This window comes from Streptomyces sp. V4I23 (assembly GCF_030817975.1).
Classification (GTDB): Bacteria; Actinomycetota; Actinomycetes; order Streptomycetales; family Streptomycetaceae; genus Streptomyces.
This window is the reverse complement of record NZ_JAUSZW010000004.1, coordinates 6,816,067-6,829,778: the sequence shown is the minus strand read 5'-3', so window position 1 is coordinate 6,829,778 and position 13,712 is coordinate 6,816,067. Positions and strand designations below refer to the sequence as shown.

Here is a 13,712-nt window from a genome sequence, read left to right as displayed (position 1 = left end):
CGGGTGAGGCCACAGGTGTGCCGCGCGCAGCGGTCACGCCCGTCCCCCGGTGGGCCACCGGCCGTCAGCCCCGGCGGAAGCCGCCCTCGGAGTCGATCACCTGGCCGGTGACCCACTGCGCGTCGTCCGTCGCCAGCCAGGCGATGAGGCGCGCCGGGTCGTCGGGCATGCCCCAGCGGCCGGTCGGGAAGCGGGCTGCGATCGCGTCGTAGTCCGCGCCGTCCGTGTGGTCGGTGTCGACCGGGCCGGGGTTCACGCAGTTCACCGTGACCGCGAGGCCGGCGAGCGACGTGGCGAGGGAACGGGTCGCGGAGGCCAGGGCGCCCTTGGCGACGCCGTAGGCGATCTCCTGCGGCATGCCCCCCGCGATGTCCTGGCCGGAGGTCATCGTCATGATCCGGCCGCCCGGCGGGCGGCCGGGCAGCTCCGCGCGCAGCCGCGCGTACGCCTGGATCAGCAGGATCACCGAGCGCGTGTCGACCGCCCAGTGGGCGTCGAGCATCCGCGCGTCGACGGCGTCGAGTGCGCCGTCGGAGCCACTCAGCGCGTGGTTGGCCACGAGGATGTCGAGCCGGCCGCCGAGAGCCTCCGCCGCGGTCGTCACCAGGCGTGCGGGAGCGTGGGGACCGGACAGGTCCGCCGCGGCGTGGACGACACGGGCCCCGGGGTCGGCGAGCGCCTCGCGCACCCCGGCGGCGACCGCCTCGGGGCCGCCGGGGTCGGCGCCCCACGGCTGCTCGGCGTCGTGCGGCACATGGTGGTGCACGCAGACGCTCGCACCGTACGCGGCGAGCCGTCTGGCCACCGCGTACCCGATGCCGCCTCTGCGGCTGGCACCGGTGACCAGGGCCGTCCGGCCGAGCAGGGGCAGCGGGTCACGGCGCAGGGCGTCGGCGGCGGGAGGGGGCATCTTCGGCATGACGGCCCATCATGGTCGTCCGGGCGCACACCGTCACGCGCTTTTCGCGGCGCCCGCCCGCTCGTGACCTGGGGCAGTGGCCGGATCAGCAGCCGCAGTCGTCCGCGCCGACGGGCGCCGTGAGCGGGTCGGCATCGCGGGTGGCACTGCCCTGCCACGTCTCGTACGCGAAGCCCTCCCTCGCCCAGTACTCGAAGCCGCCGAGCATCTCCTTGACCTGGAAGCCGAGTTCGGCGAGGGCGAGCGCGGCACGTGTGGCACCGTTGCAGCCCGGGCCCCAGCAGTACGTGACGACGGGGACGGACTTGTCGAGCAGGGTCTCCGCCTGCTCGGGGATCAGCGCGGTCGGCAGGTGGATCGCGCCGGGCACATGGCCCTGGTCCCAGGACTCGGTCGACCGGGAGTCGAGCACCACGAAGCCGGGGTCGCCGCCCGCCGCGAGGGCGGCGGCGACGTCGGAGACGTCGGCGTGGAAGGCGAGGCTCGCCCTGAAGTACGCGGCCGCGACGGCCGGGGCGGCGGGCGGCACCCGCAGGACGGGGTGAGCGGCGGCGGTCTGCGAGGCGTGGGTCTGCGTCGTTGTCATGATCAGAAATCTAGGCTCCCCGATCGCTTCCCTGAAGGGGAGATCCCCGGCACATCCCTTGATCCGCCGGTGTTTCCCCTGTTATCTCTCGGGGATGAGCGGATATTCACCGGACGCCACGGACTGGCGCATCCTCCAGGCCCTCCAGACGCAGGGCCGGGCCAGCTTCGCCGAGCTGGCCCGGTCCGTCTCCATGTCGGCGAGTGCCGTCACCGAGCGGGTGCGCCGGCTGGAGGAGGCCGGCGTCATCAAGGGATACGCGGCGGTGGTCGACCAGGACCGGCTGGGACTGCCCATCCTGGCGTTCGTCCGCCTGCGGTACCCGAACGGGAACTACAAGCCGTTCCACGACCTGCTGGACACGACCCCGGAGATCCTCGAGGCACACCATGTCACCGGCGACGACTGCTTCGTCCTGAAGGTCGCCACCCGCTCCATGCGCCACCTCGAGGAGGTCTCCGGGAAGGTCGGCGCGCTGGGGTCGGTGACGACGAGCGTGGTGTACTCGTCGCCGCTGCCCAGCCGGCCGATCAGCCGCTGACCCGGTCGGCCCGCGGCCTCCCGCTCAGTCCCCCGACCCGCCGGTCCGCAGCCGCACCGCGGAACCGTGGCGCTCCTTGACGACCTCCAGCTGGGCGGGGACGCGCCGGCGCAGATCGCCGACGTGGCTGACGATGCCGACGCTGCGGTCCCTCTCGCGCAGCGAGTCCAGAACGTCCAGCACCTCGTCGAGGGTCTGGTCGTCGAGACTGCCGAAACCCTCGTCGATGAACAGCGTGTCGAGCCGCATGCCGCCCGCCTCGTCGGTGACGACATCGGCGAGGCCGAGGGCGAGGGCCAGCGAGGCGAAGAACGTCTCACCGCCCGAGAGGGTCGCCGTGTCCCGCTCCCTGCCGGTCCACGCGTCCACCACATGCAGACCCAGCCCGGCGCGCTTCCCGCCGGTGCGGGCGTCGGAGTGCACGAGCGTGTACCGCCCGGACGACATGCGCTGCAGCCGAACGGTGGCCGCCGCCGCGACCTGCTCCAGCCGCCCGGCGAGGACGTACGACTCCAGGCGCATCCTGCGTTCGTTGTCGGCGGACGTGCCCGCGGTCAGGCCGGCGAGGCGGGCCACGCGGTCGTACCGCTCGCGCAGCGGGCCGCGCCGCAGGACCTCCCGCTCGGACTCGTGCGAGAGCCGGTCCAGTTCGGCGCAGCGGTCCCGGGCCGCGGCGAGCCGGGACGCGGCGTCGCGCAGCGCCCGGTCGGCGGCCAGGGCGCCGGCCTCGGCCGACGCGGGGTCGGCGGCGGGGCGCTCGGCCGCGCTCCTCGCGTCGTCCTCGGCGAGCCGCTCGGCGACCGCGGCCTCCTCGGTGCGCCAGGCGTCGATCCGCCGCTGCATGTCGCGCTGGGCGCCCTCGGCGACGACGGCAGCCGCCGCGTCGGCCGGGGTGTCGAACCCGGCGCGGAAGGCGGCGTCGGCCAGTCGGTCGTCGGCGTCCTTCAGCCGCTGCTCGGCGGCGTCGAGCGCCCGTACGGCCTCCGCGGCCGCGGCGAGCAGCCCGACGCGGCGCTCGAGGACCGCGGCGCGGTCGGCCACGCTCGCGGCGTCGCCGCGCGCCCGGGTCAACTCGGCCTCCAGCGCCGCCTGTTCCTGGTCGAGGGCCTCCCGCCGCGATGTCCTGGCGGAGATACGCCGTTCCGCCTGCTGCCGCGCGTCGACGCGCTCCCGGTGCTCGCGCTCGGCCTGCTCCAGGGCTTCCTGCGCCGCGTGGATACCGGAGGCGAGGCGATGCGCCTGGGCGTGCTCGCGCTCCAACTCCTCGAGAGCGGCACGCAGTTCACCGACGGAGGGATCCCCCATCTCCTCCCGGGGCCCGGGCACGCGCCCGCGTGGCGGCGCAGCGGCGCCGGCTTCCGGTGCGCTGCCGGACTCCTCCGGGGCTGCCCCGCCGACGCCGCCGACGCCGCCGAGGACACCGGACCGCTCAGGCTCGCCCGCGCCCGCGGCGGCGTCGGGCGCGACGCCGTGGCCCGCCCCGCGCACCCCGTCCCCAGCGCCCGCGGCACCGACGGCGTCCGACCGCACGGCGTCACCGCCGAGGACACCGGACCGGCCCAGCTCGCCGGCGTCCACGGCGGCGCTCCCACGGCCGCGCCGGCCCGCCTCGACGGCCTTCGGCCCGCCACCCGGCGCCGCCGGGACGTTCGGTAGAGCCGACCGCACAGCATCCCCCGCGCTGCCACGAGCAGCGACCTCCAACGCGGCGCTCCCCGCACCTCCTTCGCGGGCCCCGTCCCCGGCGCGGGCGCCGCCGCGCGCCGCGGGCACAGCATCCCCCGCGCTGCCACGAGCAGCGACCTCCACCGCGGCGAAGCCCTCAGTCTCAGCCTCGCGGGCCTCGGTGGGCGTCGTCGGGCGCGTGGTCGCGCGGGCGCGGGACGCCGCCGTGGTGCGGGCCTCGTGGAGGACCGCCAGGTCGCGTTCGGCATCGGCCCTCGCCGTCTCCGCTCGCGCGCTCGCCGCGTACGCCTCCTCCTCCGCGGCCCGGTCCACATGGCCCGAGGCCGCGCGGGCGGGGGCCGGATGGGACTCCGAGCCGCAGACCGCGCACGGCTGACCGGGCGTCAGCTGGGACGCCAGCTCCGCGGCGATCCCGAGCAGCCGGCGCTCCTTCAGATCCAGCCAGGCCGCCTTCGCCCGGTTGGCGCCCTCGTGGAGGGTGCGCAGGCGGATCTCGGCGCGCTCGGCGCGGGCCGTCAGCTCGTCCCGTTCGCACGCCGCGCCCAGCCGGTCGCGGGCCGGCTCGAGCCGGCCCGCCAGCTGCTCCGCGCGGGTCGCGGCCTCCTGGGCCGCCGCGATCCGGTCCAGGTGGGAGCGGCGCAGGCCCTCCCACTCGGCGAGCCACGCGGTCGCCTCCTCGAGCATCTCCTCGTCCGCGCGCGCCTGACGGTCCAGGTCGGCGCGTTCGCGGGCGATGTCCGCACTGCGCTGCTCCGCCCGGCGGGCCGACTCCAGGCCGCCCAGCTCCTGGCGGAGCGTGCGCTCGCGTCCGAGGAGCTGCTCCGCGCCCGCCTCGGCCAGGTCGGCGGGCAGGCCGCCCCGCGTCCGCTCACGCTCCGCGCCCGCCGCGCGGTGCGCGCGCTCGGCCTCGTCGCGCAGCCGCAGCGCGGGCCCGACCAGGTCCGCCTTGCGGGCCCGCTCCAGGTCCGCGACGAGCGCCTCGTGCCCGGGCCGCGCGGCCTCCAAGGACTCAGCACGGCGCCGGGCGTCGGCGTACCGCTGCTGCAGGCGGGCCAGGTCCCGCTCCGTGTCGAGCACATGCCGGGCCGCGGCCTGCCGGCGCTCCGCCGCCGCGACGGCCTGCTCGGCGATGTCCAGCCGCTCCCGGGCTCCGGACCGCGCCACGGCCGCCCACTGAAGGACGGCCGCGGCGAGCCCGGGGTCGCCGGGCTGCTGCTCGGGCAGGGACAGGCCGTCCGCCGCGTCACCCGCGGCCTGTGCCATGCGGTGGGCCAGCGCGAGCAGCCGCTCGTCCCCGGCGCGCACCTGCGCTTCGGCGGCGCGCCGCAGCTCGGCGAGGCGTTCCTCGACGGCGGCGAAGCGGCGGGTGTCGAAGAGGCGCCCGAGGAGCTTGCCGCGCGCCTCGGCGTCGGCGCGCAGGAAACGCGCGAAGTCGCCCTGCGGCAGCAGGACGACCTGGCAGAACTGGTCGCGACTCATGCCGAGGAGCTGGGTGATCTCCTCGCCGATCTCCTGGTGCGACTTGCTCAGCGGGCGCCATTCACGGGCCTCGGCGTCGTACTCCCGCAGCAGGCTCTGCGCCCGCTCGGTGACGAAGCCGGTGCCGCGCGCCTTGGGACGTGGCTGTGCGGGTCGGCGGGTGACCTCCAGCCGCCGGCCCGCGACGGTCAGTTCGAGCCGGACCTCGGTCGGCGTGCCCACCTCGGCGTGGTCGCTGCGCAGCGAGGTGCCGGGGCTCTGCCGCGCGCCGGGCACGGCTCCGTAGAGCGCGAAGCAGACCGCGTCGAGGACGGACGTCTTGCCCGCGCCGGTCGGGCCGTGGAGCAGGAAGAGCCCCGCGGCGGAGAGCGTGTCGAAGTCGACTTCCTGGGTGGAGCCGAACGGACCGAAGGCCGTGACGGTCAGCCGGTGCAGCCTCACCCGGCCACCTCGCGCACACCCGCGTCCACCCGGACGTCGTCGAACGCCCCGTGCAGCACGGCGCGTTCCTCGTCGTCGGGGGCGCTGCCGCCGCGCACGTGGGCCACGAAGTCCTCCGCGATCTGCTGGTCGGTGCGGCCCCTGAGCCGCTGGGCGTAGGAGGCGGCGCCGTGCTGCTCGGCGCGCTCCGGGTCGAAGGCGAGGCTGAGGGTGTGCGGGAACCGCTCGGTGAGCCGGGCCATCGGATCGGCGGGCCGCACCGCGTCGGTGAGGGTCGCCTCGACGAAGGAGTCCTCGTGGCGCGCGAGCGCGGGATCGTCGAGCAGCTCGCCGAGCGTGCCGCGCAGCCGTGCGAGGGGCCGGGGCACGGGGCAGTCGATGCGCTCGGCGCTCACGTCGCCCTGGGCGTCGAGGTCGACGAGCCACATGGATTTGCGGTGGTTCGCCTCGGAGAACGAGTACGCCAGCGGGGAGCCCGAGTAGCGGACGCGCTCGGTGACGGTCTGGCAACCGTGCAGATGGCCGAGTGCGACGTAGTCGACGCCGTGGAAGACGTCCGAGGGCACGGCAGCGACTCCGCCGACGGTGATGTCGCGCTCGCTGTCGCTCTCCTCGCCGCCGGCGACGAAGGCGTGCGCGAGGACGACGGAGCGCGTGCCGGGCTCCCGGGCGGCGAGGTCCTCGCGCACCCGCCGCATGGCCGCTGCCAGCACCGGCTCGTGCGCGGCCTTCGCGGCCCCGAACTGCTCCTTGACCAGGGCCGGTTCGAGATACGGCAGGCCGTAGCAGGCCACCGGCCCATGCGCGTCGGCGAGCAGGACGGGGGTGCCGCAGCCCGCAGGGTCGGTGCGCAGGTGGATGCCCGCGCGGTCGATGAGCCCGGCGCCGACGCCGAGGCGGCGGGCCGAGTCGTGGTTGCCGGAGATCATCACGGTCGGCACGCCGGCCGCCGCGAGCCGGTGCAGCGCGTCGTCGAAGAGCTCCACGGCGGCGAGCGGGGGCACGGCCCGGTCGTACACGTCCCCCGCCACGAGCACCGCGTCGACCTCGCGCCCGCGGGCCGTCGCCACGAGGTGGTCGAGGAAGGCGGCCTGGGCGTCGAGCATGCTCACGCGGTGCAGCGACCGGCCCAGGTGCCAGTCCGACGTATGGAGGAGTCTCATGATCGGTGAGCGTATCGGCGGGGTCGGACAATGCGGGTGGGTTCACGCATCTCCGTACGCTTCCCCGCCCAGTTCCAGCGTGGCGGTGCCCGCCGTGGCGTCGGCCAGCCAGGCCCGGAAGGCGTCGACGTCGGAGTCGGGCAGGCCGATCCCGATCGTGACGGCGTCGGCGTACGTCACCTCGCGGACAGCGCGGCCGGTGGCCCGCAGGTCGTTCTCCAGCTTGCCCGCGCGCTGGTGATCGACTGTGACGGTGGCCAGCCGGAAGCGCTGCCTGGTGATCGTGCCGAGCGCGTCGAGGGCTTCGCCGACCACTCCCCCGTACGCCCTGATCAGTCCGCCGGCGCCGAGCTTGACGCCGCCGTAGTACCGGGTGACGACCGCGACGACGTACCGCACCTCGCGCCGTATGAGCATCTGCAGCATGGGGACCCCGGCGGTGCCGCCCGGCTCGCCGTCGTCGCTGGCCTTCTGCACGGCGGCGTCGGCGCCGATGACGTAGGCGAAGCAGTTGTGCGTGGCGGTCGGATGCTCCTTGCGGATGCGCGCGACGAACGCCTGCGCCTCCTCCTCGGTCGCGGCGGGCGCGAGCGAGCAGAGGAAGCGGGAGCGGTTGATCTCGCTCTCGTGGACGCCCTCGCGGGCGACCGTCCGGTACTGGTCCTGCATCCCGCCACCCTATGCGGCGACCGCCGGGGTCCCTTCCACCGGGGAATGACGGGCCGGCTCCGCCGGTTGTCCGGTGCATGGACGCAGACGCTGGGACGATCCGCAGAATCCTGACCTCCACGGGCGACACCTGGGCGGTGGTGGGCCTGTCGAACAACGAGTCGCGCGCGGCCTACGGGGTGGCCCGGGTGCTCCAGCGCTTCGGCAAGCGCGTCGTGCCGGTGCATCCGAAGGCGGAGACGGTCCACGGAGAGCAGGGGTACGCCTCGCTGGCCGAGATCCCGTTCCCTGTCGACGTCGTGGACGTGTTCGTGAACTCCGCGCTCGCCGGAAAGGTGGCCGACGAGGCGGTGGCGATCGGGGCGAAGGCGGTCTGGTACCAGCTGGGTGTGATCGACGTGGAGGCGTACGCCCGCACCCGCGAGGCGGGGCTCGACATGGTGATGGACCGCTGCCCGGCGATCGAGATCCCGCGGCTGGGCTGACGCCCGGACCGGCCGGGACGCCGGCCCCGCTCCACCAGGTGGCGGTCCCGCCCCGTTCCACGTTCCCGAAGTCGACCCGTTCCGCACGGGTCGGGCGACGTGCTCACGAGGTGTCGGACAGGCGACCCAGCCACTCGATCAGCAGACCGCTCTCCGCGCCGGTCAGCGCCGGGGACGGTGCGTGCGCGAGCAAGGCGTCGAGTTTCGCCGCGGTGGCGGGGATGTCGGCCCCGCTCCGCACGTCCGCCGCTCCGGCGGCCGACGTGGCCGCGGCGTAGGCGTCCGGGGTGAGGACCGCGGCGTGGACGGCGTCGCGGACCCGGGCGGACAGGGCCGCGTCCTCGAAGGTGGTGGGGCGGGACACCAGCATCAGCGCCACTCCCACGTTCGCCGCCATGACCATCTGCGCGGCCACGCGCGGTGCGAGCCGCAGCTTGCCGAGTGCCGCCGCGCGCTCCAGGTCCCGGGTGAGGATCTGGTGGGACTCGAGGGCGGCCGCCGGCGGAGTGCGCATGGCGGGGGAGTTCATCAGCCGGTAGAGATTGGGGTTGGCCAGAGCGAAGGCCACGTGGCTGTCCCAGCCGTCGCGCAGGTCCTGTACGGGGTCCGCTCCGGGGCTGTGCTCGCGCTTCGTGGCGAGGTACTTGTCGAATCCGTGGTCGACGACTGCCGAGAGCAGCCCTTCCTTGTCCCCGAAGTGCCGGTAGAGGGCGGGGGCCCCGACCTGGGCCGCGTCGCACACGGCCCGGGTGGAGATGTCGCCGTCGGGAGACGCCGCGACCAGTTCGGCAGCGACTTCGAGGATGCGGTCACGGGTGTTCATGGCAGCGACGCTACCAAGCCGCGTAGCGGCGTTACCCACCCTGGGCACAGGAGGTCACCCCCTTGACGCGCGTCAGCGGAACGCGGTTACCGGCCATGGCGAAGGCGGAGGGGCACGTGTTCAGCTGCCCTGGGCCGCGGTGGGGGTCAGGAGGTCGTCCAGGCCGATGCGGGTGAGGAATTCGGCGCGGATGCGGTCCGCGACGGCGCTGACCGTCTCGCTCCCGTCGTCGGCGGGGTCGATGTGGACGCGGAAGGGCCGCTTGCCGTGGGGTGTGTCGACGACGTCGACGATGGCGGCCGCGACCTGGGACACGTCGGCGTCGGCGGGGGCGAGGGCGGCCAGGCGCTCGGAGACCTGGTCCATGAGGCCGGCGTAGCGTGCCTCGTAGGCGGGGAGGACGGTCTGGTCCGCGGGATGTCCGCCGGTGACGAAGTGGTTGGTGCCGGTGGTGAAGGAGCCGGGGACGATGATCGACGTCTCGATCCCGAAGCGGGCGAGCTCGGCCGCGTAGGAGACGGCGAGGGCGTCCATCGCCGCCTTTGCGGCGAAGTAGGGCGCGAGATAGGGCGGGGTGCCGCCCTTGGTGCTGGTGGATCCGATCCACAGGACCAGGCCGTGTTCCTGGGCGCGCAGTTGGGGAAGGGCGGCGCGGTTGACGCGTTGGGTGCCGAGGACGTTGGTGTCGTAGACGGCGGCGAGTTCTTCGGGAGTGAACGCCTCCGTCGGCCCGGTGACCATGTGTCCGGCGTTGTGGACGATGACGTCGAGCCGGCCGGCCTCGGCGAGGACCGTGGCGACGGCGGTGTCGGCGGACTCCTGGGAGAGGACGTCGAGTTCTACGGTCCTGAGGTCCACGGCGTGCTCGGCGGCGTAGGCACGGGCGTCGCTCACCCGGGCGGCGTTGCGTCCGGTGGTGTGGCGCATGGCGGCGTAGACGGTGTGGCCCGCGTCGGCCAGGCGGCGGGCGGCGAGTGCGCCGAAGCCGGAGCCCGCGCCGGTGATGAGGATGATCTTGCTCATGGCATGACTCCCTGGGTGAGGTCGACTCTGGTGAACCGGCTCGATCGGTGCGCCGGGGAGGCTCAGATCGCGCCGCCGTTGGCGCGCAGCACCTGGCCGTTGATCCAGCGGGCGGGGCCGGCGAGGAAGGAGACGACCTCGGCGATGTCGGCGGGGGTGCCGAGGCGCTCCAGCGGGTTCATCTTCGACATCCGGTCGATGGTCTCGGCGTCCTTGCCGTCCAGGAACAGCGCGGTGGCGGTCGGCCCGGGGGCCACGGCGTTGACCGTGATGTCCCGGCCCCGCAGCTCGCGGGCGAGGATCAGCGTGACGGCCTCGACGGCGCCCTTGGTGGCGGCGTACGCGCTGTAGCCGGGGAGGGCGAGGCCCAGGATGGACGTGGAGAAGTTGATGACGGCGCCGCCGGAGCGCAGCCGGCGGGCCGCCTGCTGGTCGACGACGAATGTGCCGCGGATGTTGGTGCGGTACATCCGGTCCAGCGCGTCCAGGTCGGTGTCGGCGAGCGGCGCGAGCGTCATGACGCCGGCCGCGTGGACGACCACGTCCACGCCGCCGTAGGTGTCCTCTGCGAGGTCGAAGAGGGCGGCGACCGCGTTCTCGTCGGCCACGTCGGCGCGGAAGGCGACGGCCTCGCCACCCGCCGCGGTGATGGCGGCGACCGCCGCCTCGGCCTCGGCCTGGTTGCCCGCGTAGTTGACCACGACGGCGAAGCCGTCCGAGGCCAGCCGCTCCGCGCTCTCGCGACCGATGCCCCGGGAACCGCCGGTGACGATCGCGACGCGGCGGGGGGTGGGGGTCTGGGCCTGTTCTGTCATGGTGCCGCTCCTGTCGGGAGGTGGGATGCGGTTCGGTTTCCGCGACCCGATGGAAGCAACGCTAACACGCAAACCGTAGCGACGCTACCCATGGGCGTAGCGGTGCTACCGAGTTCGTTGTCCTGCGCTACTGCATCCCCCAGGAGCGTGACGCGCCCCTAGGTCCCGAGCCCCTCGATGACCACCGCGCCCGGCAGTGCGGCCAGCGCCTTGCCCGGAACGATCAGCTTGCCGCGGCGGCGGCCGCTGCCGATGAGGACCCATTCGGTGTCGACGACCCGGGAGTCCACCAGCAGCGGCCAGTCGGCGGGCAGGCCGATGGGGGTGATCCCGCCGTACTCCATGCCGCTCTCGCCGGTCGCCGTGTCCATGGACGCGAACGAGGCCTTGCGGGCGCCCAGTTGCTTGCGCACGGCGCCGTTGACGTCGACGCGGGTGGCGGAGAGGACGACACAGCCGGCGAGGGTGGTCTCGCCCGAGCGCTTGCCCGCGACGATGACGCAGTTGGCCGACTCGCCCAGCAGCTCCTGGCCGTAGTGCTCGACGAACACGGCGGTGTCGGCGATCTCGGGGTCGGTGTCGACGTAGATCAACTGGTCGGCGGGGACGTCCCCGCGCCAGGCGCGCACGGCTTGGGCGACCGGTGCGGTGAGTTCGTCGAGGCAGTCGCGGGCGGGCCTGGCGTTGTCGAAGTTTCCGATGGGTGCGCGCATGTACCGCACGCTAACAGCGCGCCGCTGGGCCGTGTTCGGGTGTCTCAGCGCACAGGCGGCACGGAGACGGCCATGGTCAGTTCGACGGTCTCGTCGCCGTCGTTGCGGTAGGCGTGCGGGACGTTCGCGTCGAAACTGGCGGAGGTGCCCGCCGGCACGGCGTGGGGCCGCCCGTCGACGACGAGGGTGAGCTCGCCGGCGGTGACGTGCAGGAGTTCGGTGGTGCCCTCGGGGTGGGGGTCGGAGACGCTTTCGTCGCCGGGCACCAGCCGCCAGGCCCACAGTTCGAGCGGGCCGCCGCGTTCGTTGCCGACCAGCAGGGTGGTGGAACTGCCCGCCGGGGTGGACCACATGCGTACGGCCTGCTCGGGCGGGACGATCCGCACCTGGGGTCCCTGCCCGTAGTCGAGGAGCGTGGTGATGCTGACACCGAGGGCGTCGGCGAGCTTCACCGTGGTGCCGATGCTGGGGTTGGTGCGCGCCTGCTCGATCTGGATGATCATGCCGCGGCTCACGCCGGAGCGGGCGGCGAGGGCGTCCAGGGTGAATCCCCGCTCACCGCGCCAGTGCTTGAGGTTGCGGGCGAGCGACTGCGTGAGCTGGTCGAGATCCGACACGTTCCGTCCAATATTTTCAATGACAGAGTCCAATGGAGTGAACTACCGTGTGGTGCACCCCATCGTTCACCGCACTGTACTGCGAGGCCGTCATGACCGCACTGTTCGCCCTGGCCACCAGCCTCCTGTGGGGGCTGGCCGACTTCGGCGGCGGACTGCTCACCCGACGGATGCCGGCTCTGACCGTGGTGGTCGCCTCGCAGTCGATCGCGGTCGTGGTGCTCGGCGTGATCGTGGTGGCCACCGGCGGCTTCGCCGAGGCCGGACCGCGGCTGTGGTACGCGGCCGCGGCGGGCGTGGTCGGGCCGGTCGCGATGCTCTCGTTCTACAAGGCGCTGGCCCTCGGGCCGATGGGCGTCGTGTCGCCGCTGGGCTCCCTGGGTGTGGCCGTGCCCGTGGGGGTCGGCCTCCTGCTGGGCGAACGGCCGGGCCTGCTGCAGTTCACGGGCATCGGCGTGGCCGTCGTCGGCATCGTCCTCGCCGGCGGCCCCGAACTGCGCGGCGCACCGGTGCAGCGGCAGGCGGTCCTGCTGACCCTGACGGCGGCGTTCGGCTTCGGCGCCGTGATGGCACTGATCGCCGAGGCGTCCACCACGCTCGCCGGCCTCTTCCCCGCCCTGTTCGTGCAGCGGGTGACCAACGTGGCGGTGGGCGGTGCCGCGCTGTACGTCTCGGTCAGGCGCGGCGGGCGGGCGCTTCCCGAGGACGGCGGCATGCGCGTCGTCCTGGCGTCGCTCCCGGCGCTCGCGTTCGTGGGGCTGGCCGACGTGGCGGCGAACGGCACGTACTCCGTCGCGGCACAGACGGGACCCGTCACGGTCGCGGCCGTCCTGGCCAACCTCTACCCGGTGGTGACAGTGCTCGCCGCGCTGGCCGTACTCAAGGAACGGCTGCGCGCGGTGCAGGCGGCGGGCGCGGGACTCGCCCTCGTCGGCACGGTGCTTCTGGCGACGGGCTGATCATCCCCGGTGTGCACGGCCGGGGGACGCGCCCGTCAGCCTTCCTCCAGCTCGGCGAGCGCGAGCAGTTGCTCGGGCGTGACGCCTTCCGGGATCGGCACGGGGGCGGGCGTCCGCAGCGGCGGCTGCCAGCCGTCCACCGGGTCCCAGCGGCGCACGACGCGTGCGGGCGCCCCCGCCACCACCGCGTGGTCGGGCACCTCCCCCCGTACGACCGCGCCCGCGGCCACCACGACGTTGCGGCCGAGCCGGGCGCCGGGCAGGATCACGGCGCCCGTGCCCAGCCAGCAGCCCGGTCCGATCTCGACCGGCTCCGTGCGCGGCCACTGCTTGCCGACCGGCTGTCCGGGGTCGTCGTAACTGTGGTTGGTCGAGGTGATGTAGACGTACGGCCCGCAGTAGGTGTCCGAGCCGATGGTGACGCGCGTGTCGGCGATGACGTGGCTGCCGCGTCCGAGGACGACGCCGTCGCCGAGGGTCAGGACCGGGTCGGGGCCCAGGTCCAGGTCCGGCATCATGCCGGCCGTGAGCGTGACCTGCTCGGCGATGATGCAGTGGTCGCCCAGTTCGATCCAGCCCTCACCGAAGACGGTCCCCTGCGGGAAGGCCAGCCGGGTGCCGTGGCCCAGCCGCCTGAAGCGCAGCCGGCCGGGGTGTTCGGCGGTGACGGAACCCGCCTCCTGCACCCAGCGCCAGCCGCGGTGGACGGCACGCGCGAGAACACGCCGCCGCCAGGCGGTCAGCGATGAGAACGTGTTTCTGTTCTTCGGCACCCGCACACGGTAGTCGGCCG

14 protein-coding genes are annotated in these 13,712 nt (G+C 74.2%); 3 read left to right on the top strand and 11 right to left on the bottom strand.

Translation table 11 applies throughout. From position 1 onward, the window contains the following. Positions 1-64: 64 nt before the first annotated feature. Positions 65-919, bottom strand: a complete 855-nt coding sequence (locus QFZ82_RS33435; RefSeq protein ID WP_307716675.1) for an SDR family oxidoreductase — start codon at positions 917-919, stop codon at positions 65-67. Positions 920-1,004: 85 nt separating this feature from the next. Continuing rightward, positions 1,005-1,505 carry a rhodanese-like domain-containing protein gene (locus QFZ82_RS33430; protein WP_307716674.1) on the bottom strand — a complete coding sequence of 167 codons (501 nt, stop codon included), beginning with the start codon at positions 1,503-1,505 and terminating at the stop codon, positions 1,005-1,007. 94 nt (positions 1,506-1,599) lie between these two features. On the opposite strand from QFZ82_RS33430, the gene QFZ82_RS33425 reads away from it, so the two are divergent. Beyond that, entirely contained in the window at positions 1,600-2,046 is a 447-nt protein-coding gene (locus QFZ82_RS33425; RefSeq protein WP_307716673.1) for an Lrp/AsnC family transcriptional regulator, read from the top strand. Between the two features lie 24 nt (positions 2,047-2,070). On the opposite strand, the gene QFZ82_RS33420 is transcribed toward QFZ82_RS33425, so the two are convergent. Genes QFZ82_RS33420 through QFZ82_RS33410 form a run of 3 tightly spaced genes read right to left on the bottom strand, consistent with a single transcriptional unit; the run spans position 2,071 to position 7,484 of the window. Next, positions 2,071-5,652, bottom strand: coding sequence for an AAA family ATPase (locus QFZ82_RS33420; protein WP_307716672.1), 3,582 nt, complete (start codon positions 5,650-5,652; stop codon positions 2,071-2,073). Beyond that, a complete protein-coding gene (locus QFZ82_RS33415) occupies positions 5,649-6,815 on the bottom strand; it encodes an exonuclease SbcCD subunit D (protein ID WP_307716671.1) in 1,167 nt (388 codons plus the stop codon). The genes QFZ82_RS33420 and QFZ82_RS33415 overlap by 4 nt, the downstream gene beginning before the upstream one ends. Positions 6,816-6,857: 42 nt before the next feature. Beyond that, positions 6,858-7,484 (bottom strand): YigZ family protein, encoded by a 627-nt coding sequence (locus tag QFZ82_RS33410; protein WP_307716670.1) that lies wholly within the window; start codon positions 7,482-7,484, stop codon positions 6,858-6,860. A 77-nt stretch (positions 7,485-7,561) separates the two neighbouring features. On the opposite strand from QFZ82_RS33410, the gene QFZ82_RS33405 reads away from it, so the two are divergent. Continuing rightward, entirely contained in the window at positions 7,562-7,969 is a 408-nt protein-coding gene (locus tag QFZ82_RS33405) for a CoA-binding protein (RefSeq protein ID WP_307716669.1), read from the top strand. Positions 7,970-8,072: 103 nt separating this feature from the next. Here the strand turns inward: QFZ82_RS33405 and QFZ82_RS33400 are convergent, their stop codons facing one another. The 5 genes from QFZ82_RS33400 to QFZ82_RS33380 all read right to left on the bottom strand — a co-directional run bounded on the left by QFZ82_RS33400 (position 8,073) and on the right by QFZ82_RS33380 (position 11,960). Continuing rightward, positions 8,073-8,792 (bottom strand): TetR/AcrR family transcriptional regulator, encoded by a 720-nt coding sequence (locus QFZ82_RS33400; RefSeq protein ID WP_307716668.1) that lies wholly within the window; start codon positions 8,790-8,792, stop codon positions 8,073-8,075. Between the two features lie 120 nt (positions 8,793-8,912). Further along, positions 8,913-9,815 carry an SDR family NAD(P)-dependent oxidoreductase gene (locus QFZ82_RS33395; RefSeq protein WP_307716667.1) on the bottom strand — a complete coding sequence of 301 codons (903 nt, stop codon included), beginning with the start codon at positions 9,813-9,815 and terminating at the stop codon, positions 8,913-8,915. Positions 9,816-9,877: 62 nt separating this feature from the next. Next, the gene (locus QFZ82_RS33390) at positions 9,878-10,630 is read right to left on the bottom strand and encodes an SDR family oxidoreductase (RefSeq protein ID WP_307716666.1); all 753 of its coding nucleotides are present in this window, start codon (positions 10,628-10,630) and stop codon (positions 9,878-9,880) included. Positions 10,631-10,788: 158 nt separating this feature from the next. Further along, positions 10,789-11,343, bottom strand: a complete 555-nt coding sequence (locus QFZ82_RS33385) for a YbaK/EbsC family protein (protein ID WP_307716665.1) — start codon at positions 11,341-11,343, stop codon at positions 10,789-10,791. A 44-nt stretch (positions 11,344-11,387) separates the two neighbouring features. Further along, positions 11,388-11,960 (bottom strand): helix-turn-helix domain-containing protein, encoded by a 573-nt coding sequence (locus QFZ82_RS33380; RefSeq protein ID WP_177152838.1) that lies wholly within the window; start codon positions 11,958-11,960, stop codon positions 11,388-11,390. Positions 11,961-12,052: 92 nt separating this feature from the next. Between QFZ82_RS33380 and QFZ82_RS33375 the strand changes: the two genes are divergently transcribed. Beyond that, entirely contained in the window at positions 12,053-12,919 is an 867-nt protein-coding gene (locus tag QFZ82_RS33375) for a DMT family transporter (RefSeq protein ID WP_307717920.1), read from the top strand. 35 nt (positions 12,920-12,954) lie between these two features. On the opposite strand, the gene QFZ82_RS33370 is transcribed toward QFZ82_RS33375, so the two are convergent. Further along, positions 12,955-13,692, bottom strand: a complete 738-nt coding sequence (locus QFZ82_RS33370; protein WP_307716664.1) for an acyltransferase — start codon at positions 13,690-13,692, stop codon at positions 12,955-12,957. Positions 13,693-13,712: the final 20 nt, after the last annotated feature.